The organism is Christensenella sp. KGMB01412, from assembly GCF_055522415.1.
In genome coordinates this window covers 41,378-66,810 of record NZ_JBVFVW010000001.1, presented here as the reverse complement: position 1 = coordinate 66,810, position 25,433 = coordinate 41,378, and the positions used below count along the sequence as shown (strand labels likewise).

Here is a 25,433-nt window from a genome sequence, read left to right as displayed (position 1 = left end):
CATATTTAAAAATTATATTGTAACGATTTCTATTTTATCATAGAACCGTTCAAAAATCTCCTTTGTGCACAGTTCTGTCCCCTCAAGCGTAATAGAAGCAGTCGCAGCTGCAACGCCGCGCCTGAGCGCTTCATCAGCCGGGCCGCCCAGCACGGACGTAACGCCTGCAACCATGGAATCCCCCGCACCGACTGTGGAACGCACGTCCACCTTCACCGGTTTTGCAAAATACGCGTTTTGGGCGTCCACCATGAGTGCGCCGTCGCCGCCCATCGATACTCCCACAAGATGCACGCCGGATGCAATAATCTGCCGGCATGCGGCAATGATTTCTTCCTTTGAATCCCCCTTGAGGTCGGTGATGCTGCGAAGCTCGTCAATATTTGGCTTGATGAAATACGGGTGCTGCTCGATCCCCAGCCGCAACACCTCGCCCGAAGCATCCAGCACACACTTTACCTGCTTTTCATTGAGCTCCCGGATCATCCTTGCATAAATATCCGGTTCGCATCCCGGCGGCAGGCTGCCGGTCAGGATTACGATATCCTCGCTCTTCGCTGTCTGGATCACGTTCTGGAATATCCTGCTCATGTCGTCCGCCGCAACCTCGTTGCCGCTCTCATTTATTTCCGTGATCTCTTCCGCCTGCTCGTCAAAAATCTTTGTATTGGTACGCGACTCGCCCGGTTTTTCAAAGAAGTCGTAAAAAATGCTTCTGGCTTCCAGCCGGCGCTTGATCAGCATCCCATCGCTTGTGTAAAGCAGGCCCATCACCTTTACGTTCTGTCCAAGCTCCTTGAGCACGACTGCGGCGTTAATTCCCTTTCCCGCTCCGTCGATCACGACCTTTTCAGGGCGGTTCGTCCCTCCGGTAACCAGTTTATCCAAATACAATGTTTTATCGATTGTCGGATTCAGATATACGCATATAATCATAATAAAAACTCCTTCCAAACAGGCCTTTACGCATCCTATTGCCACAAATACCCGTTTTTTATATAGCCTGTTTACTCCAGCAATAAGTAAAAAGGCTGCAATATCTTGCAGCCTTTATCTTACCAGTTTTACGTCTATTCTTCCATATCTTTTTTTGCCTGCTCGATTATTTTCCCTGCCATCTGGGCCGGAACTTCCTCATAGCGCTCAAAGGTTTGCTTAAAGGATCCCCGCGCCTGCGTCATAGAGCGCAGGTCCGTCGCATATTTGAACATTTCACTCATGGGAACCTCCGCCGTCACTTCCTGCATTCCATCCACCGGGTTCATTCCCAGAATACGTCCGCGCCTGCGGTTCAGGTCTCCGATGATGTCGCCCATGTATTCGTCCGGAATGACGACTTCCACCTTCACAATCGGCTCAAGCAGTATGGGGTTGGCCTCCGCCATGCCTTTTTTGAACGCGAGGTTTGCCGCTACTTTAAAAGCCATTTCAGAAGAATCTACCGTGTGGTAAGAGCCGTCATAAAGCGTGCATTTCAATCCCACCACGGGATATCCTGCCAGAACGCCCTTCTTAACGCTTTCGTGCAGGCCCTTTTCCACCGCGGGAATATACTGCCGCGGAACCACGCCGCCAACAATCTTATCCTCGAAAATAAAATCTGCGAGGCCGTCCGGGACAGGCGAGAATTCCAGCCATACGTCGCCGTACTGCCCGTGCCCGCCGGATTGTTTTTTATGTTTGCCCTGCGCCTTCACCGGCTTTTTGATCGCTTCGCGGTAAGGAATCTTCGGATCGTGCAGCTCGCCTTCCACGTTGAATTTGCTTTTCAGCTTGCTGTTGATGACCTCAAGGTGCATCTCGCCCATGCCGTTTGCAAGCATGTCGCCTGTTTCCGTATCTTTGACCAGTTTGAAGGTCGGATCCTCGTCCTCCAGACGGTGCAGACCGGAAAACACCTTCTCTTCCTCGCCCTTTTTCTTCGCGCCGACCGCAAGTGAAATACACGGCTGCGGGAATTCAAGCGGCAGGTATTTTACGACGCAGTTTGTGGAGCACAGCGTATCGCCTGTAGCCGTATGCTGCAGCTTTGCAATCGCGCCAATATCCCCCGCTTCTATCTGGTCTACCGGTATCAGCTTCTTTCCGCGCATCACGCCAAGGTTCGAACATTTCTCCGGCTTTCCTGTATTTGCATTGGTGATTGACATATCGGATTTCAAAATCCCCTGCATCACCTTGACAATCGAAAGCTTTCCAACAAACGGATCTGCGATCGTCTTCAAAACGTGCGCGGTAAACGATGCCGCCGGATCGATCTTCACGGAAACAGGATTTCCGCTCATATCCACCGCCTGCTCCTCCGGAGCGTCGATTGCCGCAGGCATCAGTGAGATCAGTTTATCCATCAGCGTAATTACGCCGAGGTTCTGGGCTGCGGAGCACACGAATACAGGCGCAAAGCTGCCTTGTGCGATTCCTTCTCCCAGTCCCTTTAAAATATCCTCCTCCGAAAGCTCCTGCCCATCGAAGAATTTTTCCATCAGCTCTTCATCATTTCCTGCCGCGCCTTCCACAAGCGCCTCGCGCAGGGCCTGCGCATCCTCAAGAAAATCCTGCGGAACCTCTTCCTGCTTCGTGCCGCCCTTGCCGTCAAACAGGTATGCCTTCATACCGATAATATCAATGATCCCCGTGAATTTGCCATCCTTTATTATAGGCATTTGTACCGCCGCCACTGCGGAAGGATACTTCGTACCGAGCGCACCGACCGTTTTTACAAAATCCGTATTTTCTTTATCGATCTGGTTGACTACAAACGCCCGGGGCATATCATGCTTTACGCAATATTCGTACGCCTTCTGCGCTCCAACCGGCACAATGCCATTCGGGCTCAGCATAATAAGGGCGCTGTCCGCCATCTCATACGCGGCGACTGCCTCCCCTTCGAAATCAAAATATCCGGGAACGTCGATCACATTGATCTTTTTGCCGTTCCACTCAACGGGTGCAAGCGCAAGGCCGATCGAAATCTGGCGCTTTATTTCTTCACTATCATAATCCGTTGTGGTATTTCCATCTTCAACTTTTCCCATACGCTCGATTGCCCCGGAGTCGAAAAGCATCGCCTCTGTCAGAGTCGTCTTTCCTTCACCACCATGCCCAACGAGCGCAATGTTTACAATGTCCTGTGGATGATATACTTTCATGTAATAGACCTCCTATGGAATTTATTTATATGAAGTCTTATAAACCAAAAATCAATAGTAGAAATGACAACTATAGTGTAACAGATAATAATAAAAAAATAAATAAATTTTTGAATTTAATATGGAATTTGAAAACATTCTATGCAATAATATACAAAGCACATCTGATAAAGGGGTATTCTATGAAACAGTTAACGGAAAAACAATCTAAAATAATCCAGATCATTCTGGGGCTTGTGGCAGGAATCGGTATCTGGTTTTCTATTCTTGTCGGCAGTGATTCGGATAGCGGCATCCTGCAGTATTTGTTCGTCATCATCTTTGCCGCTGTTATGCTTTTGCAGCGCTTTCTGGAAAATAAATTCGACACCAAATTCAGGACGTTCAGCAAATTTTGGCTGATTGGCCTTATTATCGGTTTGGTGGCATTTCTTATTTACGGGTTTGCATCCGGCACAATGTTTAAATGACACGGTACTCAAAAAGCCCGGCACAGCGCCGGGCTTTTTTATATCCTTTTCTTTCCTAAAGCTCTTCGCGGAACAGCTTCATCGTCATTCGGAACAGGTCTGAATTTGTGGGCGGCGTGTAAGTGATCGCATCGGCGCCGCAGTCAATCGTTTCACGGATGGTATCGTCCGTCGGCCCGCCAGTCGCGATGATCGGAATATAGGGATATTTGTTTCGTATTCCCTCAATAATCCTGCAGGTATCTCCGGCTCCGGATACATTGAGGATGTCCGCCCCGCTTTCGATGCGGCGCTCTATGTCTTCTTTTTCCGATACTACCGTGACAACCACGGGAATATCCACGCGCTTTTTGATTTTGGCAATGACGTCGTTATCCACCGCGGGCGAGAGTACCGCGCCCACAGCGCCGCGGAATTCCGTTTCGAGCGCAAGGTGTATTACCCGCTCGTCGCTCTTCTCTTCCCCGCCCACGCTGCACATAACCGGCACGTCCGCCGTGCTCATGATCGCCTGGTTAATAGAGGGCTGCGGCGTAAAGGGATACACCGCCATAATCGCATCCGCATTCGTATTTTTAATCAGCGCAACGTCTGTCGTAAACAAAAACGAACGCAGCGTCCTACCGAAAATCCTGATTCCCGGAGCCTCCCGGGTGACTTCCGGAACAGAGATGATCAGATATCTTAATTTACTTTCGTATTCTTTTTCCGGCATGATAAACTCTTTTCTTTTGTGTAATGTAGGTCTATTCATAGTATCGTATATCTACCACCAAAAAGCAACCAAAAAACAAAAAAAGCAGGCTTATACGCCTGCTTTTTTCTTTACTGCCTTATCCGCATTTGGAATAGCCGCACGAACGGCAAATATTGCAGCCGCCTTCAAATTCAAGCTGCTTTCCGCACTCCGGACATTTTGTATCGTCATGCTGTGCTTCCTCGTCCTGCATTACAAGCGGCGCCACCTTCTCGCCCTGCATCTGCGCCACAGTCTGCAATACCCTGCCAATCGCATCCGGGCAGGACAAGACCTTCACGTCGCCGCCCTTCCTGAGCGTGGAATGGCACCTGATTCCGCGCAGCTGTTCCACAACGGATTCCACATCCATCCCGCTTCTCAGGGCCGTTGAAATCAGCCTGCTTGTCGCTTCAGACTGAGACGGGCAGCCTCCTGCGCGTCCCAGGTTCGTAAATACCTCGCAAATACCGTTTTCATCGTAATTCACCGTGATGTAGAGGTTGCCGCAGCCAATCTTCACCTTTTGCGTAATGCCCTGCGTTACCTCCGGGCGCTGGCGGGGCGAAACGCCGACGACGCCTGCCGTTTCTTTGGAAACCGCTTGCGCTTTCGCATCGCCTTCCGCTTTGTTTACCTTGCCGATGTTAAGCACCTGTGCGTCCCTTGAACCATCGCGGTAAATTGTTACACCCTTCAGGCCCAGGTCGTAAGCAAGCTCATAAACCTTGCGAACATCCTCCTTTGTCGCCTCGCGAGGGAAGTTGACCGTCTTAGATACCGCATTGTCCGTATATTTCTGGAACGCTGCCTGCATACGCACGTGTGAATCCGGCGTAATGTCGTGCGCCGTCACAAAAACATCCCTGATGTCCTGCGGGATTTCCTCCATATGCGCTATGGTTCCCTCTTTGGCAATCTTTGACATCAGCTCCTTGCTGTACAGTCCGCGCTCTTTCATCACTTGCTCGAAATAAGGATGCGTCTCCAAAAGCTCGTCGTTATCCATAACGTTCCTGATATAAGAAAGCCCAAAAATCGGCTCGATCCCGGAAGACGCGCCGCAAATGATCGAAATTGTACCTGTCGGCGCAATCGTGGTCACAGTTGCGTTGCGCTGTACGAGCCCCTGGCTTTTAAAAATGCTTTCATCGTAGGTTGGGAAGGTCCCGCGCTGCTTTGCAAGCTCACAGGATTCCTCGCGCGCCGTATCGCGCAGGAATTTCATCACCTTTTCCGCCAGCTCAATCGCTTCGCCGGAGTTATATGGTATTTTAAGCTTATAGAGGATATCCGCAAAACCCATCAACCCAAGGCCGATTTTACGGGTGGAAAGCGTCATATCGCGTATTTCCTTCAGCGGATAATTGTTCACCGCGATCACGTTATCAAGAAAGTGCACCGCATTTTTGATCGTTTTCCTGAATTCGTCATAATCAAGCTCGTATTCGCCGCCTTTTTTCACCATCAGGGCGTCGAGATTGATCGATCCGAGGTTACAGCTTTCGTAGGGCAGAAGCGGTTGCTCTCCGCATGGATTGGTGCTTTCCACTTCCCCAAGCTTTGGCACCGGGTTATCGCGGTTGATCCTGTCAAGGAACACAATCCCCGGTTCGCCGTTTGTCCATGCCATTGTAACGATTAAATCAAATACTTCAGGGGCATATAATTTTTTGACTTCCTTTTTGCTGTGCGGATCAATCAGTGAATATTCACGCTTTTCGTTCACAGCCTTCATGAATTCCTCAGTGATCCCAACGCTGATGTTAAAGTTCGTAATTTCAGTTGTATTTTTTTTGCACTGGATAAAATCGATAATATCAGGATGGTCCACCCGCAGGATGCCCATATTGGCACCACGCCGCGTTCCGCCCTGCTTAACCGCCTCCGTAGCCGAATTAAAGACCTTCATAAAGCTCACCGGGCCGCTTGCAACGCCGCCCGTCGAATTCACAGAAGAGCCCGCCCCGCGCAACCGGGAAAAGGAAAAGCCTGTTCCTCCGCCGCTTTTGTGGATAAGCGCCGCATTTTTCACTGCGTCGAAAATATCCTCCATACTGTCTGCGATTGGCAGCACAAAACAGGCGGAAAGCTGCCCCAGCGGCCTTCCCGCATTCATAAGAGTCGGCGAGTTCGGCATGAATTTCAGGCTGGACATCATTTCATAAAAAATGTCCTGCGTTTGTTTCACATCCGCGTCAAGGTCGTATTCCTTATCCGCCTGTGCAATCGCCTGCGCAACGCGCTTGAATAAATCGTCTGGTTTTTCTGTCGGCTTTCCGTCCGCGTCCTTCTTCAGGTAGCGTCTTTCCAGTACGGTAACCGCATTTTTGCTTAACATCAAAAAATCCCCCTGCGCAATATATTTAGTATTCCATTATAAATCAGAACACTACATATAGTACACCAGTGGGATTTAAAATACCAGTTCTTTTTTTATTAAAATTCAATGGAAAAATTACATAATTTGTGCAAAGCGTTCAAAAACCTCTACGTTACGCGCATCTCCACTCGAAAAAAATTTTATATTCCCTTTTTGGGAACAATCGTTTAAAAGCCCGGCGCCTTCAAGCACCGTACGCACGTGGTTCGCCGTGCCGTACTTCCCGTCAAATATTTCGCAGGCGCCGCCGCAGATTTTATTTGCCACATCGTGGATTTTATCGCTGATAAACGAATAATGCGTACAGCCCACAACAACGCCCGAAAACTCCGTTCCCCTGTATGGCAACAGCTTTTCGCAGAGATATGCCTTGATGTGCGGATCGCAAAGATTTCCTTCCTCGATCAGCTCCGCAAGCCCCTCGCATTCGATATTTACAACCTGATCCTGCGCGCCCAGCTTTTCCAAAAGATGGCGGTACCGTTTCTGGTGAAGCGTCGCAGGCGTTGCAAGCACTGCCGTCCTGTTGTCCGGATACTTTTCTACTGCCGGCTTTACCGCAGGCTCGATACTGATAACCGGTATTTGATAGCGTTCGCGCATTGTCTGCACGGTGATGCTCGTTGCAGTATTGCATGCGATGACGATCATTTTAATCCCCTGCTCCATTAAAAAATCACCGCAGGCAAGCGATAGCTCCTTGATCTCTTCCTCTGTTTTGGTTCCATAAGGCGCATTTGCACTGTCGCCATAATAAATATAATGCTCGTTTGGAAGGAGTTTCCTGATCTCGGTGAGCACACTGATACCGCCCGCACCCGAGTCGAACACTCCCAACGGCAATTCTTTGTCCTGCATCATATAACTTCCTGTTCCAATCGTCTGGTTTCAATGGTTTCCATTATATAACAACCACCTGCGATAGTAAAGCGGGCAAAAATCTCCCCCTATGCCCGTACGCCGCATTTTACCAGAACGCGCCGATATTTCAGCGATTCTTTTTTCCCACCCTTTTTTCTGCTAAAAATAGCTTGCAATGGGTATTGTAATATGGTAGAATAGCTTTTGTTGAATTAAAAAATACGGGGGTGAAAGAATGCCTAATATCAAATCAGCAAAAAAACGCGTTAAAGTTATCGCTAAAAAGACGCTGCACAACAAAATGATCAAGTCTGCTCTTAAAACAGACCTGAAAAAGTTTGACGCTGCGGTAGCGGAAGACGCTGCAAACAAGGAAGAGCTCTTCAAGATTGCAGTTGGCGCGGTTGATAAGGCTGCTTTAAAAGGTACGATCCATAAAAACAAAGCAAATCGTACCAAAGCACAACTGGCAAAAAAATTAAACAGCAAAGCTGAATAATTGATTTGCATTCCCCCATTATCATATGATAATCAAAAGACTGGTTTCACCCATCAGTCTTTTTTGTTTGCCCAAAACAAAGCGGGCTTTATTCCGTTTTATTTCAGGAATTCATATAAATATCCACAAGCAGCGCATACAGGTCTGTTTTGAGGATCACAACTCCCTGCTTGGCGTCAAAATCCATCTGTGCCAGCTTATTGATCGCCCGCCGCAGCCGTGGCGCGGGAAAAGACTTGCACTGGCTGAGCGCCCTTTTGGCGGCAAATTCCCACGTTCCTGTCGCCTCCATAATATGTGATATCGTTTTGCTGTCCGAAAATTTTGCGTCCCGGCACGCGCGCGCCACAAGCATCTGCCTGAAATTATTTGAAAGCAGCGTCAAAAAGCCGATTGGGTTCGCATCCTCCGACAGCATCTTTTCAATCAACGCGTAAGCTTCCTTCGCGTGGCCCGCCACCATCATATCGTGTATTTTATACACGTTGTACTGCATGGATTTAATCGTGTATTTTTCAATATCCTGCGCGGTGATATCCCCCCTGCACACGCAGGCCAGCTTTGCAAGCTCATTTTGTATGACGGACAGGTCCCCGTCCGCGAGCGTACTGATCGTCTGCGCATTTTTCGCTGAAATCAAAAGATTCTTCTGCTTTGCCAACTTGACTATATAAGAGACCAGCTCGCTGTCCTTCATTGCCGCACACTCCACAAACATCCCGTTTTTCATTACAAACTTTACAAACGCTTTCCTTTTATCCGCCTTTCCCTGCTGCACAATTACAAAGACGTTTGACGCGGGCATATTGGCGTGTTCGTAAGGCGCGGTGAGGTCTCCCCCCGCCGCCGCCGAAAGAACATCCGTATTTTTGAGTACGACCACCCTGCGTTCCCCCATAAAGGGCAGCGTTTCAATCGACCGTATGACTTCCTTTGGATCGGGACGCTGCTCAAATACCGACAGGTTCAACTCCGGCATTTCTACGTTGAGATGCTTCATAATTGTAGAAAACGCCTGCTGTTTGACCGCCTCGTCCTCTCCTGCCAGTAATATATAGTTTTTGATTTGTCCGTTTTTGATCTGTGTTACCGCTTCGCTTGCTTTCATGCCCTGCTCATTTCATTGTTTTGATATCCGGCCTGTTCCTGTCGTCAAAGCTGATGATTACCGCACCGCTTTGCGCAGTCGTTTTTACATCTACGTTGCATTGCTCCAGTAAGTCCATCGCCAATTCATCCGGCAGGCCCTTGCTGTTATCCCCTTTAACGGAGACGACCGCACATTCCGGCTTCAGCCTTTCGAGCAGCTCCTTTGTAACAGAATTTTCCGCTGCGCCGCCCGCGGGCTTAAATAGCTTCACTTGCCCGGTTTGCTGCGCTAAATCCTGCGCTGCGTTTTGTGCAAACAGAAAAATGTCTTCTCCCTTTCGCGAAAGCGTAAGGGACGTATGTTTTCCGTCTTCTCCTGTTACACGCAGGCCCGTTGTTTTGCTTAGTTCTATTCTATCACATAATTTGTATTCTTTCACCGGATAATCTGCATCGTATTCCTTTGGCTCATAGCCCTGTGGAACAAAGAGCGTTCCAATGCGTTTTTCCTTCGCAAGCTGCTTTAAGTTTTTTGTCTTTGTATTCGTTACGATCACCGCATCGAAAAAAAGATTGTTCTCCTGCGCATATTCATCGATTTTGGAATACTGCAGGTTTCCTCCGTTATCAATCAGATAATCGTTCCCATCGGCGGCAATATGAATCGCGTCGCCGGTTCCCACATCCAGCACCGTCACGCAAAGCTCAGGCGCGTTCGCCGCAAAAGCTGCTCCCGTTAACAAAACTGCGCCCGCAACCAACGCGGCAATCACCGCCTTTGTTTTTCGTTTCACAAGGACGTAATCCGAACAGAGAAAAATTACCGCCATCACCACAAAACACATCCATACCGGAAAACCGTTTACCTCGATATAGCCAAAAGCGCTTTGCGAAATCAACCCGTTGATCCAGGTGAGCGCCCTTACTGCAAGTTCCGCCGGAAATGCAAGCACATATCCCGCCGGCAGCCAAAGGAGCGAGGCCAGCGTCCCGATTCCGGCAAATACCACGATCATTCCCGCAAGCGGTATTGCGAACAAATTTGCAACCGGCGCGGCGAGCGCAATATTATTAAAATAATATGCCGTCATGGGAAATACGGCGGCCGTTGCCGAAAGCGAGGTTGAAACCGGGGAATCCAGCCTTACCCTGTCAAAACGGATTTTGCGCAGCAGGCGCAGGAAGGGCGGATTCAGGCACAATATTCCAAATACCACGCCATACGACATCGTTAGCCCCGCACCAAACAGCTGCGCCGTATTGAAAAGAAGAGTCATTACAAGGGCAGCTGAAAGAAAGGTAAGCGTATCCCTGTCCTTCAGCTTCCATCTGCCGATTACCACGAAAATTGTCATCAGTACGGCGCGCAGGATTGACGGGGCAAAGCCTGTGATGGTCGCATAAAACAGCAACAGGCAGATCAGGATCGAAAACCGCAGCCTGCGTTCTGCACGAAGCTTCTTTAAAAGAAAATTGATCGCGTAGGAAATGACTGCAATATGCAGCCCTGAAATTGCAAGAATGTGCGCGATGCCTGTTCTGGAAAAGCTGTCGCGAAGCTCCTGCGGCAGTTCGTCCTTCACGCCCAGAAACATCGCCTTTGCGACCGGCGCGCTTTGTTCAGAAAAAATCATATCCATATTTTCCGCAAGCTTTTCCCGCAGCAAAAGCGGATATTGATACCATGCAATGCTGTTCCCCATAACCTCTGCGTCGTTTTGGAAAACGCTGAACCCGGCTCCTTTTCCGGCGAGGTACATTTGTTCGTCAAATGTTCCGGGGTTTCGCGGCGCAGACGGCTGTTCAATTTTACATGTAAAGCTTATCGTATCGCCATAATCAAGCTCCTGTCCTGAGTACAGCAGCACTTTTTTCCCAAAATGCTTTTCTCCGACCGATACGTCCGTAAGAGTATACGTATGTGTTTCTGCGCTCATTTTTGCGCGGTCTGATACAAACGCCTGCACCGTGTATTCCCTGTTTGATTCTATGCCTGTAAAGTCGGTATAAAACTGAACCTGGAACAGAAATGCTCCCAGGAAAAATGCAATCAGGTACAACGCCCAAAACATACGCCTGCCCTGCCTGAAAAAGAATAGCAAAAAAATACCGGCGCTCAACAAAAGCGCTGGTAATAAAATAATTTCCGGAATATCTGCATAATATGCAATGGCAATTCCAACAATAAAGAAAAACGCAAAAAACGTAACCGGCCTTTGATTCAGGACTCGCTTCATCTTTCCCCCAAACAAATCTTATCCTTTTACGGTTGATAAATGAATGCCGCGCATAACGCAGATACAATCATGTACCCTGTATGGCGTTTTTTGGCAAATGCCGTTTACGCAACCATTTACAGGCTTTAATATATTTATTATCGAGACTTTCAGACCAGAGCGCGGCTTTTAGACGCCCTATACCTCGTACTGCGCAAACTCCTGTACAACCAGTGACTCTGCAAATTCTCCCTTTGCCTCTTTGAGGATTTCCCCTTCGTCATAGGAAGGATTGATGTGCGAAAGCCAAAGCCGCTTCACACCTGCCTTTTTTGCCGTAACGCCCGCTTCCCTTACATACATATGCGGAAGAGAACCCGTATCCTCCTGAGAGCTGAGAAACCCGCTGTCGCAAAGCAGCGCGTCAACTCCGCTGCAAAACTCCGTCAGCTTTTCGCTGTAACGGGAGTCCCCTGTAAATACAAACGTTTTGCCTTCGCTCTCCACCTTTACCGCATAGCATTCCACGGGATGTATCGTCCGGCAAAATGAAAGCTTGATATCAGTGTCCGTCCACTGCAGGCTCAGGTCTTCAGAAATCCCTGTAATCTCAAATTTTTTACTGCTTTGCAAAACACCGTATTCCGTTTCGGGCGTGCATGGCATAAAAACCGGCGGCATATGATCTGTCCGAAGATACCGCAGGATAAACATATCGCTGCAATGATCCGAATGCAAATGCGTCAGGATAATGCCGTCAAGCTCTTCGAGCGCACAATATTCCTGCACACGCGAAAGGCTGCCGCTTCCCGCATCGATCAACAGCTTTTTTCCTCCGCATTCAAGGAGATACGAGGTGGTTGCCCCGCCTGCCCCGGGATACGGCCCATATTTTCCCAAAACCGTCAGTTTCATATCGCGCTCCTCAAAGCAAATTTTTTACGCATCATAAGCATCGGATGATAAAGCACAATAGCAAGCGCCGCGCCACACCCAGCCTGTATCAGGTTTGGGACCAGCGTCAGTATCGCGCCGCCAATACCCATCAACAGAGTCTCATAGCCAAAATATCCAAACGCCATTACAAGCGCCGCAACGACGCACGCAATAATATACTGTTTCACCGAGTTGCTCTTTTTGGTCATCGCCCCCACAATAAGCGCCATACATGCTTTGATCACAATGGTGGCCGGAACGTAAATCTGCGAGCCCACCGTAAGATCCGCAAGCCCGCTTCCAATGCCTGCGGCAATCGCAGCATACGGCCCTCCAAGAATAAACGCGGAGCAGTAAACGATCACATCCCCCAAATTGAAGTAAGCTCCCCTGATGGCCGGTACGGGGATCACCAACACAATCGTCACCACATAGACGAGCGCCATAATAACTGCCGTTGTCGTAATTTTTCTTGTCTTTGTACTCATCTTTCCCTCTCCATGCAAAAGCCCTGGTCAAAAAGCCTGCAGGCCTTTCTATTCGTTGCTTACAATGATCCCAGGATTCCGAAGAAGCGGATCCAGCACATTGATGCTCCCACCGCCAAGACTTTCCACACGCTCACCGTCCAGCAGGAATTGCACGCACTTAATTCCTTCGATATTGGTCATCGTGTTAACGATAGAATAGATCATCATTACTTCCTCATCCCGGTTGATTCCCTTTATCTTTTCAGAAACCGAGCTTTTGAAATCCACAACCGCTATATCCCCGGCCAGATAGACCGTATTGACATCGTCCATGCTGATGCCCGATAAAAACGCAGGGCTGATTTCCTTTTTGTCCGTTACCACAGGCCCTTTCATAAGCTCTGCGAGCAGCTCGCGCGGATATCCTGCCGCGCTTTGCGATACCATACGTTCTACGCCGGTCAGCTTCGAATAGGCTGAATTTGGAAAATAAAGCTGGATGCTGTTTCCAAGAAGGCTGTCCGCGTCCTGTTCCGTATAAACCTTCTGCTCTGCCTGCCTCGGCTCGCCTCCCACATAAATTTCTACACCGTCGAGGTCCGGCATAAACCCGGTTATGGTTTTTGCAAGCGCTTTTGCCGCAAGGTCTTCTCCGTCTTTAAATTGCTCTGTGAGCGCCACAGGCGGTTTGCTGAAATCGAGCCGCGCAATCCGCCTGCCGTCTTCCGTCTGCTCAATGGAGGCTCCCAACAGCTCCATGAGGGATTTATCGATCACAGGAATATGCTGGTACGTATTTTCCGGCCCCCGCATCAACGCCGTTACCACAGACTCCAGCATTTCTTCAGGCGTATTTTCTTTGAACATAATAGAGCGCTCCTCCGGCACCAGATACTGCTCTGTGTTGTCAAGGAAATAAAGCGCCACGTTCATAGTCGGCGTTTCCGACCTTGCGTTCGACCTGTATTTGTTGATTTCCTCAGCAAGCCCGTTTTTCGTCTTTTGCAGAACGCCGACAGGCACTCCCTCAAGCCCCTGCTGCACGCCGTTCACAAACACATTCACATAATCCACACCGGAATAATCCGCTATCGTCGCCGCGATCGCAATCTTCACCTTGGCAATCTGCACTTCATCTTTTTCTTCCGTCGTGCTTAAATATACATTCACAAGATCCGGCAATATTTCAATTCCATCATATGTAAATCCTTCGGCAATAGGCTGCAGATCCTCTCCCTGCGGCCCATTGATCAACTCCTCTATGATCCTGCGCTCAGCCCGCTCTCCCTGCTCCACAGAAATACTGCGCGTTTCCGCCGCAAGCAGCTCCGCCTTGGATTTATCGACAAAATACAACACCGGATTGATGACGATGCTCGGTTCGAGCGCCACCTCCTGCTGCTTTTCCGTAATCTGATATGCCGTTGTTTGATTTGTATCCTCGCGCACAATGGAGCAGCCGCCAAGCAGCAGCACTCCTGCGAGCAGGAAGCACAATATTTTTTTCATATTTTCCTCTATGACAAGAAATTCTTCTTAAACGCAGTATAGGTAATTTTCCATACGTCGTTTTCCAATACAAGCTTGACAGGCACGTTCGAAAGCGTCTTAGCGTCTCCATCCTTAAGCTTCACAGAGTAGCTCGCCATCACTACCTCCGTTACCCCGTCAGCGCTTTCCACTTCGTCTCCAATCGTAAAGTCTTCCCCGATGGTCAGCTTTGCCGTGTTGAGCTCACTCTTGAAATCGTCAAGAGAAGGCTTATCCTGCCCATACAGGTTTTTGTAGGCAATGTAATTGTAAAGCGTATCCCATGATTTTGTCTGGATGCACTCCATAATCTCGCGCAGCGTATTTTGACCGGTAAGCTCAAGCTCTCCATTGCGTTCGAACGCGTCGGATGCACCGGTTCCGTCAAACCCCGCCTCTTCCAGCGTAATCGGCCTGCCGGAACCCGAGCCGGAATCGTCTATCCTGATTTGCACGCGCGAATAATTCCCCTGCTCTATCAGCGTATTGACAATCGAAAAGACCGCGAGCTTTTTGCGCGTTTTTTCATACGTTTCATTTTCCTGTGCGGAGTTGTCTTCCGGCGGCTCCAAAAATTCCTTGCTCAGCGTCACAAACAGGAAATTGCTTTCCGATTGCACGCCCACCACCTTTGTATTCGGATTGATCACCGGCGTGAAGTCCGCGCGCGCCGCAGACGGGCCGCTGATCAGTTCCTTAACGATCGAGGTTTCCACGCTTTCGTTGATCGGCACGGAAAATACGCGCACTTCCCCAATGAGCAGCTCGTCCTGCATATATCCAAAGTAAAGGCGCGCCGTGCTTTTGTCCTGGCTGACGCCCTCCGGCAATGGATTGATCTGCACAGTAGAATCCTGAGACGCCGATGCAGACGCCTCAGGCGTTTTTCCTGAGCAGCCAAAAAGGCCAAAGCACAGGATGCCGCACAGCATCAGGCAAAGCAGCCCTTTCCAACCGTATTTTTTCATAAGCTATCCTCCGTATTCTGCACAACCGGCACCGCCAGTATAAAGGTAGAACCGCGGCCTTCCTCGCTTTGGACCTCTACCCTTCCTCCGTGCATCAGCGCAATTCTCCTGACAATATGCAGCCCAAGGCCCGTACCGCCCGTTTCGCGCGAGCGTGCCTTGTCTACCCTGTAAAAACGTTCAAAAATATGCTCCAGATGCTCTTCGCTCATGCCCACGCCATCGTCTTCGATGATGAAATACGCTTCGTTTCCATGACGTTTGGTGGTCACTTTCACGTGCCCGCCGTCGCCCGTATATTTGATTGCATTTTCGATCAGGTTGTTGAGCGCCTGACGCATTTTGAGCGGATCGCACTCGATTTCGAAATCATCTGCATAATCCGTCCTCAGCGTGATATGGCGCTCCTTTGCAATCGGCATCAATGCGTCCACGCATTTTTTCACCAGTGCCGAAACCATTATTTTATCCACATTGATCATCACGATATCGCTGTCCATTTTGGAGAGCAGCAGAAGGTCTGTGATGAGCCTGTTCATGCGGTCTATCTCGCCGTTGATATCCGACAAAAACTCCTTGTAAACCTCCTCGGGAACGTTATCCTGATACAGCATAGACTCTACGAGTATTTTCATGGACGCAAGCGGCGTTTTCAGCTCATGCGACGCATCGGACACAAACTCGCTCCTCTGCTGGTCCATATTTTGTATTTTGCCGCACATCATGTCAAAGGTCTGCGCCATTTCTGAAATCTCGCTCTTACCTTTGATATTAGCGCGCTGCGACAGATCGCCGTTTGATATTTTGATGGCTACGTCCGTCAGTTTTTTAATCGGCTTCGTAATAAGCCCTGACGACAGGATACTCGAGGCAATAATAACGCCGCACGCAAACAGGAAAATCCAGAACGTGCTTAGCTGCAACCCGTTGGTCGCGTCTACCACGTCCTGAATACTCGTAGCATACAGAACCGTCCCTATTATTTTTCCATTATTGATGATTGCCGATGTGCAGTAAGCCGCCCAATAGTCCCCGCTTTGCGAGGGCGTTTTATGAAACCCGTAGGACGACGAGTTCTGCCCGTACAGGATATCGTTTACCTCGCGCAGGGAAAGCTTGACGCCATTAAGCTGCGAATAACTGTCCGCCTCCACAATGCCGGATTCATTCAGGATAAAAATCTGTCCGCCCGATTCCGTGCCGTTCCTTTTGATGATTTCATACATGGAATTGGCGTCGGAATCCGAAAGATACGGCGCTACCTGCACCGCGGTATTGTTTGCAACGGTTTTTAAATTGTTGATACGCTGAGTGACCAGGTAATTTTCCACGAGGGAAGAAACCGCCACAGACACAATGCTGAACACGATTGCAATGATCACCAGATATATAACGGCAAGCTGCCACCTGATTGAATAAAGCAGCCTGTTTGATCGTGAAGTAATAGCCTACACCCCTCTTCCGGCTCCCGCTGTTTCTTTCAAAAGCAGCATACATAAGCTACTTTTCAGTATACCCTGATATCGGTAAAAACTCAATAACGGAGTTCCTTTCTTTCATCCGGCGAAAAAGAAAAAAGGCTTGACCGGATCAGCCAAGCCTTTCATACTATCCGCGTTGGTCAGACGATCGAAAAACCGCCGTCGACAAAAATCGTTTGCCCGGTTACGTAGCTCGACGCATCCGACGAAAGATAAAGTATCGTTCCGTTCAGTTCCCGCGCCTGTGCCGGGCGGCCAGCAGGATCGAGCATATCATAAAGATTCATGAACTGCTCGTTCGCAAACAACGTGTCCTGCGTCATTTCCGTGGGAAACAGGCCGGGGCCAATCGCGTTAACTGTAATTCCGTCCTGCATATAGGATGCGGCAAGCCCTTTTGTAAGTCCGAGTACGCCCGCCTTGGACGCATTATATACATGTCTTACAAGCTGTGGTGCTTTATCCGCCACGATTGCATTAATCGATGCGATATTAACGATTTTCCCATATTTTTTCTCACGCATATGCGGGATGACATATTTTGTCGTCAGGTATATGCCCTTCAGGTTTGTATTCATCGCCTTATCCCATTCTTCAGCCGAAAGGGTTTCCACGCTTCCCGGAATTGCGATTCCCGCGGCATTAAGCAGTATTTCGACGCTGCCAAATTGCTCCAATGCTTTTCCCATGGCTTCTTTTACATCTTTTTCATTCGATACGTCGCATTCCAGTGCAAGGGCGTCGCCCTCCGTCTCTTCACGAATCCTTTTTGCCGTTTCTTCCAATCTTTCCTTGCGCCGCGCAAGCAGCACAACGTTTGCGCCCTCTTCCGCGTAGCACATACATGCGTATTTTCCCAGCCCGGAGCTCGCGCCCGTTACCACCGCCGTCTTTCCCTTGATTTGAAACAAATCCAAACATCCCATAGCTTATTGCCTCCTGATTATTCAAATATATTACAACTCTAGTAACCTTGGCATTTTGTCTCTAAACCTTTTTCTCTGTTTGCCACAGAAGAGGCAGGTTTAAAAAACGATATATGAGACGAATAAAAAGCGAGGTACCATGATGAAAGCAATGAGAATCAGCGAATTCAACAAAAATGCAAAATTACAGATGGGGGATGTGCAAATCCCGGAGGTGCGCTCTCTGGATGTGCTCGCGGAAATCCATGCGGCAAGCGTCAATCCCCTTGACATTAAGATACGAAACGGCCTTCGCGCGGGGTATCCCCTCCCTCTCACAATGGGCAGTGATTTTGCGGGTATCGTCGTAAAAACCGGCGATGGTGAAACCAAATTCAAAACCGGAGACAGGGTGTACGGGAGGCCCAATCAAAAAAGGATTGGAACGTTCGCGGAATATATCGCGGCAGATCAAAACGATATTGCCCTTATCCCTGAAAACCTCAGCCTGGAACAAGCGGCGGCGGTTCCCCTTGTGGGCCTCACATCCTATCAGATGCTGACAGAAGTACTGCAAATAAAGCCGGGACAAAAACTGTTGATCCATGCGGGTTCCGGTGGAATCGGTTCGTTTGCGATCCAGCTCGCAAAGGCCTTGGGCGCATTTGTCGCAACAACGACCAGCACGCCGAACGTAGAATGGGTAAAAGCCTTGGGCGCGGATATAGTAATTGATTACAGGCAACAGAAATTCGAAGAAGAATTACGGGATTACGACGCCGTATTCGATACGCTTGGCGGACAAAGCCTGATCGATTCCTTCCAGGTCGTTCAAAAAGGAGGAAAAATCGGTTCGTTGATCGGCCTTTCGGGCGACGGTGCGGAGCAAAGGCTCAAAGAGTTACAGTCTGAAACCGGAGTCAGCTATCAATATTACTATATGCGGCCTGACGGCAAACAGCTTTCCAGAATCACGCAATACATCGAACAGGGGCAGATAAAGCCGGTTATCGACCGCATCTTCCCCTTTGAAGAGGCGCAACAGGCAATCGAATATTCCGAATCCGGGCACGCAAAGGGAAAAATTATACTGAAAATAAAATAGCATATGGCAATCATATGAATGATAGCCATACGCTATTGAACCACGATACCGTCAAATCGACCTGTTTCCGGGCTTTCCGGCTATTTGTTCGTGAAGTAATACCCCACTCCCCATTTGGTCAAAATATATTCCGGTTTTGCCGGGTTTTGCTCGATTTTTTCGCGCAAACGGCGGATATGCACGTCCACCGTACGCAAATCGCCCTGATGTTTCCATACGAGCTCCAGTAAGGTATTTCTGTCAAACACCTTTCCACGATTTGTAATAAACAGGTTCAAAAGGTCAAATTCCTTTGCCGTCAGGTTAATGTCCTCTCCTTTGATCTCCACGCTGCGGTTAATGAGGTTCACCTTCATGTCCTTCACTACAATCGTCTGTGTGTCGCCCACCTGCTTTTGCGCTCCCGCGCGACGCAGGATCGTCTTGATCCGCGCCTTGAGCTCAAGCATATTAAAGGGCTTTGTCATATAATCATCCGCGCCAAATTCAAGCCCCATGATTTTATCCATATCTTCGCCCTTGGCGGTCAGCATTATGATCGGCACCTCGGACATACTGCGGATCTTCTGGCAGACTTCCATGCCGTCGATTTTTGGCAGCATCAGGTCAAGCAAAATGAGGTCGTGCTTATTGGGATCAAAAATCTCCAGCGCCTCTTCCCCGTCATACGCGACATCGATCGCATATCCTTCCTGCTGCTCCAGGTTAAAACGCAGTCCTTTGACCAAAGTCGGTTCGTCATCAACGATCAGAATATTCTTCGCCATACGATTGCTCCTTCATTAGACATCATTTTAATTATACCATACATAGCCGCATTTTTGTAACATCTTTTCGCCGGGAGATTCTTCTCAGGCAAACGGCTCTTTCCCGGGCCGGCGGATACAAATTTCATCCACCACGCCATTGGTGTTACGGTGCTCGAGCAGATACAGCACAAGGTCTGAAATATCTTCGGGCAGCGTAAGTCCGCTTGCGTCAAGGTCAGGCCTTGTTTCCTTCACCATTTCCGTATAGACTCCCCCGGGGGAAATCACATGGACGCGGATATTCTCGCTATTGAGTTCGTTTGCCATCGTCTTGGAAAGGCCGTAAAGCGCATGCTTGGAGGCAGTATAGGCCGCCTGGTATGGATAACCTTTGTGCGCCACAACCGAGCAGATATTCACAATCGTTCCGCATCCGGATTCCCTTAAGTACGCAAGCGCGTATTTGCTCAACAAAAAAGGCGCGCGCACATTGGTCGCCATAATCGTATCAAAAAGGTCGGTTGGTATTTGCTCAAAAGGCATATTATGCGCAAGGCCTGCGTTGTTTACAACAAAGTCAATCCCGCCGAGCTGTTCTTTTGCAGCCTGTACTGCGCCCGCAATATATTCCTCTTCCAGAAGATCGCCCGGACATATTGCAAACTTACCGTTCCCGCTGCCTTGTTCCGTGGTTTTTTTCAATTTTTCCTCGCTGCGTCCGCAAAGCATGACATGAACGCCCTGTCCTTCCAGCATCAACGCGATGCTCCGGCCAATTCCGCCGCCCGCACCCGTCACAATCGCACGTTTTCCACGCAAATCCATTTTCATCGGGATACCTCAACCCTCTTTCTTTTTGCTTATTTTACCATCCTGAATATACAAAACGTTGCCATATTTCCAACGCTTTTGCATTGCACGCAAAACCTGTATGTATTATATTTTACCATAGTCTCCTGCTAAAGTCACCGGAACAATGGACGCATTTCCCCCCGCAATCCGTCACTTTTTTACAATCCTGCCGCATCTTGTAGTATAATTAAAATATATATTATCAGGACATCCAAAAGGGAGAATTATTGTGATCGATATTAACCTGCTCCACGATGCCGCATACCGTGAGCATTTTTCAGAAGGACAATCCATACCGCAGGACTCAGACGCCCGTAAAATGTATATTGTGGTCTGCGGTTCTGTGGGTGTGTTTAACGCAGAAAACGACAAAAACGAAGACACATTAACTGCCGGGGATTCGTTTGGCGAGCAGCTTTTATTCACTGGAACCAGTCAACAAAAATTCCGTGCGCTGGACGCCGTCACCGTATATGCAATCGCCGCAGATACGTTCGGTGCAATCGCCCGCACAAATCCAATGCTGTTATATATGCTGCTGCGCGATGCCTATGGGCTGAAGGAAACGCCGCTACCCGCCGGAATAGAACGGCCTGCAGCGGGGAAGCAGGCCACGGTTCCCGCAAACGAAATACCTGCGGCTGCCCCGCAGGCACATGCGCCTTCAAATGAAACCGGAAAAACATTTAAGCTCTCCCCTGAGGCGCTCAAAATACGCGAGTCCCTTCTCCAAAAAAAGGATGAAATAAAAAACGACGCTTCTGCAAATATACAGCAAACGTCCGCCCAAAGCGCCGCAAATATTATTTTGGAAAAGCACGGGGCGGCCCCCGCCTTGTTTCCTCCGGGATTCCGCGGATATGCAGGGATCGAAAAGCCGGAATATAAAAAATACCTGTTTGAAAAAGAATTTAAATGCCCGAACTGCTCGCAAGCCTTCCGTGGCTATAAAGTGTTTTTGTCCAAATTAGTGCCTTCCTCCCCTATGCGGTACGATCTTCGCAAACGTTACAAGGGATTTCAAGCGGAATGGTATGATATTCTCACCTGCCCGCATTGCTATTTCAGTATGCTGTTTGATTATTTTATCGAACCGGTGCGTTTCCAGAAGGAAAAAATCCAGGAGGCTTTAGCCGCCGCCAAAAATGAAACCGCATTGGATTTCACTGCCGAGCGTGATCTCGACTTCGTTTTTGCCGCCCATTACCTCGCGCTTCTTTGCTCCCCGGCCTTTCCTTCCAAACAAAAACAGCTCGACCTGAAGCTCTGGGCTAACCTGAGCTGGCTTTATGAAGAAGCCGGGGACGAAGAACCGGAGCGCGCCGCCGCCTTAAAAGCCGCTGAAACGGGCGAAGCCCTTTATATGTCCGGTAATTTGAATAAGCTTCAGGAACAGGTTGTATCCCTGCAAATCGCCGGTATGCTGTATCGCACCGGCGAGCTTGAGAAAACGTCCCGCTGGCTGTTCCAGGCCAAAACCGCTAAAACTGGAAAGGGCATTTATACAAACCTCGCAGAAGACCTGTGGGAGATCATCCGGGATGAAAAACATTCCTAAACCGCGTCCGCTACGTCGCCGCCGAGGAGGGATACCACGTCGATAATTTTGTCAAAAAACTGTCTTCGTGTCTGCCCTCCCCGCAATAGCTCCGTAAAAATCTTCCCGTCGCGCAAAAAAAGAATACGGCTGCAATAGCTTGCGGCAAATGCGTCGTGCGTCACCATCAGGATGGTCGCACGTAATCTTTTGTTCATGCCCGCAAAGCTTTCCAGCATCGTGCGCGCCGCTTTGGAATCGAGCGCTCCCGTCGGCTCGTCCGCAAGTACCAGCGACGGTTCCGTCACCATAGCCCTTGCCGCCGCGATCCGTTGTTTTTGCCCGCCGGACATCTCCGGCGGATACTTATGCAGAATATCGCTGATTTCAAGCGCATCGGCTACCTGAGCAACCCGCACCCTAAGCTCCTTAAACGGAACATTTCCAATCGTCAGCGCAAGCGCTATATTTTCATATCCGGAAAGCGTATCGAGTAAATTGAACTCCTGAAAAACGAACCCCAGTTTTTCCCTGCGAAATTTTGAAAGCGCCCCGCTTCGCAATGCCGTAATATCAGTCCCACCGATATAGATATGGCCTGTCGTTACGGAATCGATCGTCGAAATGCAATTCAGCAAAGTCGTTTTCCCGCTCCCCGACGGGCCCATGATTCCCAGAAACTCATGTTCCTCTACAGTCAGGCTGACGCCGTCCAGAGCCTTTGTGATGTTTCCCCTGCTTCCGTATATCTTTTCAATGTCCCTGACTTCCAGCAAATGCTCCATCCGTCCCTACTCCCAAATCTGATTTATATTCTTTTATAGTCGGGAATGATTTCAAGCGTGCGCGTCTCGTCCATCCCCGCGCTGACCAAAAAGAATGCCCCTATCACTACCATTACCGCATATAATACTTTTTTCATAAAAATCACTCCCTTTCTTTTAACTGATGCTTTTATTATAATCCCTATTTCTTAACGGCTGTTAAGCAAATCCTTACAAAATTCTTACAATATCCGAAAATCCCTTCCAATGCGAATAAAAAACAAAATAGCGCTTGACTTGGAGTCCGCTCCAGATGGTATGCTTGCAGTAGAACGACGGCGCTGCGGCTGTATCCGGTGAAAAACATAATCACCCTGCTGCGCCGCTGTGTTATACTATAAGAAACAGGAGGCTGAATCGCATGACGATTACAGAAGTCAGTAAAAAATATGCCCTTTCGGCAGATACGCTCCGCTATTACGAACGGATCGGCCTTGTTCCCCCGGTCCACCGCACCAGCGGCGGAATCAGGGATTATACGGACGAGGACTGCAACTGGGTTGGATTTATCAAATGTATGCGCGGGGCGGGGCTTCCCATCGAGGTGCTGATCGATTACGTTGCGCTTTTTGCACAGGGGGATTCCACAATCGACGCAAGGAAAGATCTCCTTACGGAGCAGCGGCGGCTGCTCGCCGAGCGTATCGCAGATATGCAGGCAACGCTTGAGCGTCTGGATAAAAAAATCAAGTCCTACGAAGAAACGATTGTCCCTGCGGAAAAAAGGCTGCGGGATGGAACCGATTCCTGAACAGGCAAAGCATGGCGCATGATTCATATTTCATTCCGTTGCCTGTTCATAGCGATTGGAGTATAACGATTCAAAACCATTTTGTTTTACTGAATACAAAATACAGGAAAAGGAGCTTTGCATGAAGCGGCACATTGTTTTCAGCGATATTGACGGAACATTACTTACCTCCACGCGGAGTATATCTCCCCTTACAATGCAGGCAATCACCAGCCTTCGCAATACACAAATTCCATTTGTGATCGTTTCAGCAAGAAGCCCATCGGCAATCTACCCGATTTTGCGCGAATATGATTTTAACTGCCCGATTATTTCTTACAGCGGCAGCCTGATGCTGGATGCAGACAGGAATGTCCTTTACGATGCCGGAATGACCAAAGAATATGCGGCGAAAATCATACAATTTGTAAAAAACCGGCAGCTCGACTTAAGCTGGAGCGCCTTTTCCATGGATGAATGGCTCGTTGAAGACACAGACGATCCCCGTATTATACGCGAAGAATATTATGTAAAGGCACGGGCGAAACGCGGCACGGTCAACGCTCTTGAGGACGGGGCGAACGTCAATAAAATCCTGTGTATCTGCAATCCCGGCCACATTTTAGAAATTGAACAGGAAATAGGCGCGGCGTTCCCCGATTGTTCCATTGCGAAATCGTCCGACATACTTCTGGAAATTATGGGAAAAGGTATTACGAAGGCGCATGCGGTGCACAGGCTATGCTCTATGTGGGGCTACGACATAAAAGACGCCATCGCGTTTGGCGATAACTATAACGACGAGGAAATGCTTAAGGCGGTGGGATACGGCTTCCTGATGGAAAACGCTCCCCATGCGCTGAAAGAAAGAATAGCAAATCATACTTTGGATAACGACCACGACGGTATCTATCATGCCCTGAAAAAAATGAATCTGATAAAGGATTGAGGCGGCGCCGGAGTATCCCGTCCCGGCAAAACACCCGGGAAGGTCAAACGCCGCTTTTCGTTCCGGCTGTGGTCACGCCTTAATACTGGAAGAGACGGAGCATAACGCTCCGCCTCTTTTACTTTACCTGTTTACCGTTCTTTCTTTTTGACCGGGAACAACACCGCTGTTTCCAGCTCCTCAGGGCTCAGCGCCATCTCTTCATCCTTCAGAAAACGCTCGATTGCCGGGCCGCACACCTCGTACTCATTCTGGTTTTCAAACCAGTTTTGTATTGCTTCATACGCATAGCGTACCGTTTCATATGGGCCAACGTGCGTGACCGCTGCAAACGTACCCGCCGGCAGCGTTTTTACGCCGTCGCCATCCTGAGCGACCTCTACCTGCGCCTCCACGTCCATCGCATCGTAAGAGAATTCGTCTCCCATATACATCTGCTGCGTCACTCCGGTGCGCGTAAACCCGCGTTCCTTCATCTCCTTCAAAAGCTCCTGAAACAGCTCGTGCGTTTCGCTCACACTGATTGTTTTCCTCAGGCAAAACACCTTTTGCGGCGGTGCATTCATCACAATTACATGATATTTTTCCATCATAATACCGGTTCCCTCCATTTCGGCAATGTCGGCTTCCATCTGGCGTAATTTTTTGCGCAGCGCGTCAAGCTCTCCCTGCAGCCTCAGCCGCCGCGTATGGATACGCACGGCAAGCTCCTCCTGCGGCAGGGGCAGAAGCCCGCGAATCTCCGCAAGCGAAAATCCGTAGCCTTTCAGCGTCTCGATCTGCTCCGCAACCGCAAGCTGTGCAGGATCATAATACCGATAGCCGTTTTCCGCCACATATGCCGGGCACAGCAGGCCCATGAGGTCATAGTGCCGCAGCATCCGTGCGGAAAGTCCGCCCAGCTTTGCAAATCCGCCAATGGTAAGCATGAATAATCTCCTTCTCAGAACCGGTTCTTTTCTAAGAATACACCTTCACACAGTGTCAAGGTCAA

The 25,433-nt window shown here is 49.2% G+C and carries 23 protein-coding genes; 6 read left to right on the top strand and 17 right to left on the bottom strand.

Going from position 1 to position 25,433, the window contains the following annotated elements; all coding sequences use genetic code 11:
- Positions 1-12 precede the first annotated feature (12 nt).
- Entirely contained in the window at positions 13-936 is a 924-nt protein-coding gene (locus ACS5WU_RS00325; protein WP_046443199.1) for a 1-phosphofructokinase family hexose kinase, read from the bottom strand.
- 134 nt (positions 937-1,070) lie between these two features.
- Positions 1,071-3,149, bottom strand: coding sequence for an elongation factor G (gene fusA, locus ACS5WU_RS00320; protein ID WP_302759970.1), 2,079 nt, complete (start codon positions 3,147-3,149; stop codon positions 1,071-1,073).
- A 182-nt stretch (positions 3,150-3,331) separates the two neighbouring features.
- Between fusA and ACS5WU_RS00315 the strand changes: the two genes are divergently transcribed.
- The gene (locus ACS5WU_RS00315) at positions 3,332-3,619 is read left to right on the top strand and encodes a hypothetical protein (RefSeq protein WP_046443201.1); all 288 of its coding nucleotides are present in this window, start codon (positions 3,332-3,334) and stop codon (positions 3,617-3,619) included.
- 55 nt (positions 3,620-3,674) lie between these two features.
- On the opposite strand, the gene ACS5WU_RS00310 is transcribed toward ACS5WU_RS00315, so the two are convergent.
- The 3 genes from ACS5WU_RS00310 to murI form a co-directional block, all read right to left on the bottom strand.
- Positions 3,675-4,373 (bottom strand): beta/alpha barrel domain-containing protein, encoded by a 699-nt coding sequence (locus ACS5WU_RS00310; protein WP_046442049.1) that lies wholly within the window; start codon positions 4,371-4,373, stop codon positions 3,675-3,677.
- Between the two features lie 79 nt (positions 4,374-4,452).
- Entirely contained in the window at positions 4,453-6,699 is a 2,247-nt protein-coding gene (locus tag ACS5WU_RS00305; RefSeq protein WP_302762311.1) for a vitamin B12-dependent ribonucleotide reductase, read from the bottom strand.
- Positions 6,700-6,813: 114 nt separating this feature from the next.
- Positions 6,814-7,599, bottom strand: a complete 786-nt coding sequence (gene murI / locus ACS5WU_RS00300) for a glutamate racemase (RefSeq protein ID WP_320606763.1) — start codon at positions 7,597-7,599, stop codon at positions 6,814-6,816.
- A 235-nt stretch (positions 7,600-7,834) separates the two neighbouring features.
- Here murI and rpsT point away from each other — a divergent pair, with 235 nt between their 5' ends.
- Complete coding sequence (gene rpsT / locus ACS5WU_RS00295; RefSeq protein ID WP_046442053.1) at positions 7,835-8,098, top strand: 30S ribosomal protein S20; 264 nt, start codon at positions 7,835-7,837, stop codon at positions 8,096-8,098.
- A gap of 103 nt (positions 8,099-8,201) precedes the next feature.
- Here the strand turns inward: rpsT and holA are convergent, their stop codons facing one another.
- The 8 genes from holA to ACS5WU_RS00255 all read right to left on the bottom strand — a co-directional run bounded on the left by holA (position 8,202) and on the right by ACS5WU_RS00255 (position 17,714).
- Entirely contained in the window at positions 8,202-9,206 is a 1,005-nt protein-coding gene (gene holA, locus ACS5WU_RS00290; RefSeq protein WP_046442055.1) for a DNA polymerase III subunit delta, read from the bottom strand.
- 7 nt (positions 9,207-9,213) lie between these two features.
- Positions 9,214-11,424, bottom strand: a complete 2,211-nt coding sequence (locus ACS5WU_RS00285) for a ComEC/Rec2 family competence protein (RefSeq protein ID WP_465088872.1) — start codon at positions 11,422-11,424, stop codon at positions 9,214-9,216.
- 177 nt (positions 11,425-11,601) lie between these two features.
- Complete coding sequence (locus tag ACS5WU_RS00280) at positions 11,602-12,318, bottom strand: MBL fold metallo-hydrolase (RefSeq protein ID WP_302760686.1); 717 nt, start codon at positions 12,316-12,318, stop codon at positions 11,602-11,604.
- Complete coding sequence (locus tag ACS5WU_RS00275) at positions 12,315-12,827, bottom strand: ECF transporter S component (protein ID WP_046442061.1); 513 nt, start codon at positions 12,825-12,827, stop codon at positions 12,315-12,317. The genes ACS5WU_RS00280 and ACS5WU_RS00275 overlap by 4 nt, the downstream gene beginning before the upstream one ends.
- Positions 12,828-12,875: 48 nt before the next feature.
- Positions 12,876-14,318, bottom strand: a complete 1,443-nt coding sequence (locus ACS5WU_RS00270; protein WP_302760689.1) for a GerMN domain-containing protein — start codon at positions 14,316-14,318, stop codon at positions 12,876-12,878.
- An 8-nt stretch (positions 14,319-14,326) separates the two neighbouring features.
- The gene (locus ACS5WU_RS00265) at positions 14,327-15,307 is read right to left on the bottom strand and encodes a GerMN domain-containing protein (RefSeq protein ID WP_046442064.1); all 981 of its coding nucleotides are present in this window, start codon (positions 15,305-15,307) and stop codon (positions 14,327-14,329) included.
- On the bottom strand, positions 15,304-16,689 hold the full coding sequence (locus ACS5WU_RS00260; protein WP_052740095.1) for a HAMP domain-containing sensor histidine kinase: 1,386 nt from the start codon (positions 16,687-16,689) through the stop codon (positions 15,304-15,306). Before ACS5WU_RS00260 ends, ACS5WU_RS00265 begins: the two co-directional genes overlap by 4 nt.
- A gap of 239 nt (positions 16,690-16,928) precedes the next feature.
- Positions 16,929-17,714, bottom strand: a complete 786-nt coding sequence (locus ACS5WU_RS00255) for an SDR family NAD(P)-dependent oxidoreductase (protein WP_302760694.1) — start codon at positions 17,712-17,714, stop codon at positions 16,929-16,931.
- Positions 17,715-17,856: 142 nt separating this feature from the next.
- On the opposite strand from ACS5WU_RS00255, the gene ACS5WU_RS00250 reads away from it, so the two are divergent.
- Positions 17,857-18,798 carry an NADP-dependent oxidoreductase gene (locus ACS5WU_RS00250; protein WP_413815490.1) on the top strand — a complete coding sequence of 314 codons (942 nt, stop codon included), beginning with the start codon at positions 17,857-17,859 and terminating at the stop codon, positions 18,796-18,798.
- 80 nt (positions 18,799-18,878) lie between these two features.
- Here the strand turns inward: ACS5WU_RS00250 and ACS5WU_RS00245 are convergent, their stop codons facing one another.
- Together ACS5WU_RS00245 and ACS5WU_RS00240 are read right to left on the bottom strand one after the other, a co-directional pair.
- On the bottom strand, positions 18,879-19,565 hold the full coding sequence (locus ACS5WU_RS00245; RefSeq protein WP_046442069.1) for a response regulator transcription factor: 687 nt from the start codon (positions 19,563-19,565) through the stop codon (positions 18,879-18,881).
- A gap of 84 nt (positions 19,566-19,649) precedes the next feature.
- Positions 19,650-20,378: an SDR family NAD(P)-dependent oxidoreductase gene (locus ACS5WU_RS00240; RefSeq protein WP_052740098.1), complete on the bottom strand. Its 729-nt coding sequence runs from the start codon at positions 20,376-20,378 to the stop codon at positions 19,650-19,652.
- Between the two features lie 250 nt (positions 20,379-20,628).
- Between ACS5WU_RS00240 and ACS5WU_RS00235 the strand changes: the two genes are divergently transcribed.
- Positions 20,629-21,957 (top strand): DUF2225 domain-containing protein, encoded by a 1,329-nt coding sequence (locus tag ACS5WU_RS00235; protein ID WP_302760699.1) that lies wholly within the window; start codon positions 20,629-20,631, stop codon positions 21,955-21,957.
- Here ACS5WU_RS00235 and ACS5WU_RS00230 read toward each other — a convergent pair.
- On the bottom strand, positions 21,954-22,721 hold the full coding sequence (locus tag ACS5WU_RS00230; protein ID WP_046442072.1) for an ABC transporter ATP-binding protein: 768 nt from the start codon (positions 22,719-22,721) through the stop codon (positions 21,954-21,956). The genes ACS5WU_RS00235 and ACS5WU_RS00230 overlap by 4 nt on opposite strands.
- A 400-nt stretch (positions 22,722-23,121) precedes the next feature.
- Here ACS5WU_RS00230 and ACS5WU_RS00225 point away from each other — a divergent pair, with 400 nt between their 5' ends.
- Together ACS5WU_RS00225 and ACS5WU_RS00220 are read left to right on the top strand one after the other, a co-directional pair.
- Entirely contained in the window at positions 23,122-23,511 is a 390-nt protein-coding gene (locus tag ACS5WU_RS00225; protein ID WP_046442074.1) for a MerR family transcriptional regulator, read from the top strand.
- 121 nt (positions 23,512-23,632) lie between these two features.
- The gene (locus ACS5WU_RS00220) at positions 23,633-24,439 is read left to right on the top strand and encodes an HAD family hydrolase (RefSeq protein ID WP_302760703.1); all 807 of its coding nucleotides are present in this window, start codon (positions 23,633-23,635) and stop codon (positions 24,437-24,439) included.
- A gap of 131 nt (positions 24,440-24,570) precedes the next feature.
- Here the strand turns inward: ACS5WU_RS00220 and ACS5WU_RS00215 are convergent, their stop codons facing one another.
- Entirely contained in the window at positions 24,571-25,368 is a 798-nt protein-coding gene (locus tag ACS5WU_RS00215; protein WP_465088871.1) for a MerR family transcriptional regulator, read from the bottom strand.
- Positions 25,369-25,433 lie beyond the last annotated feature (65 nt).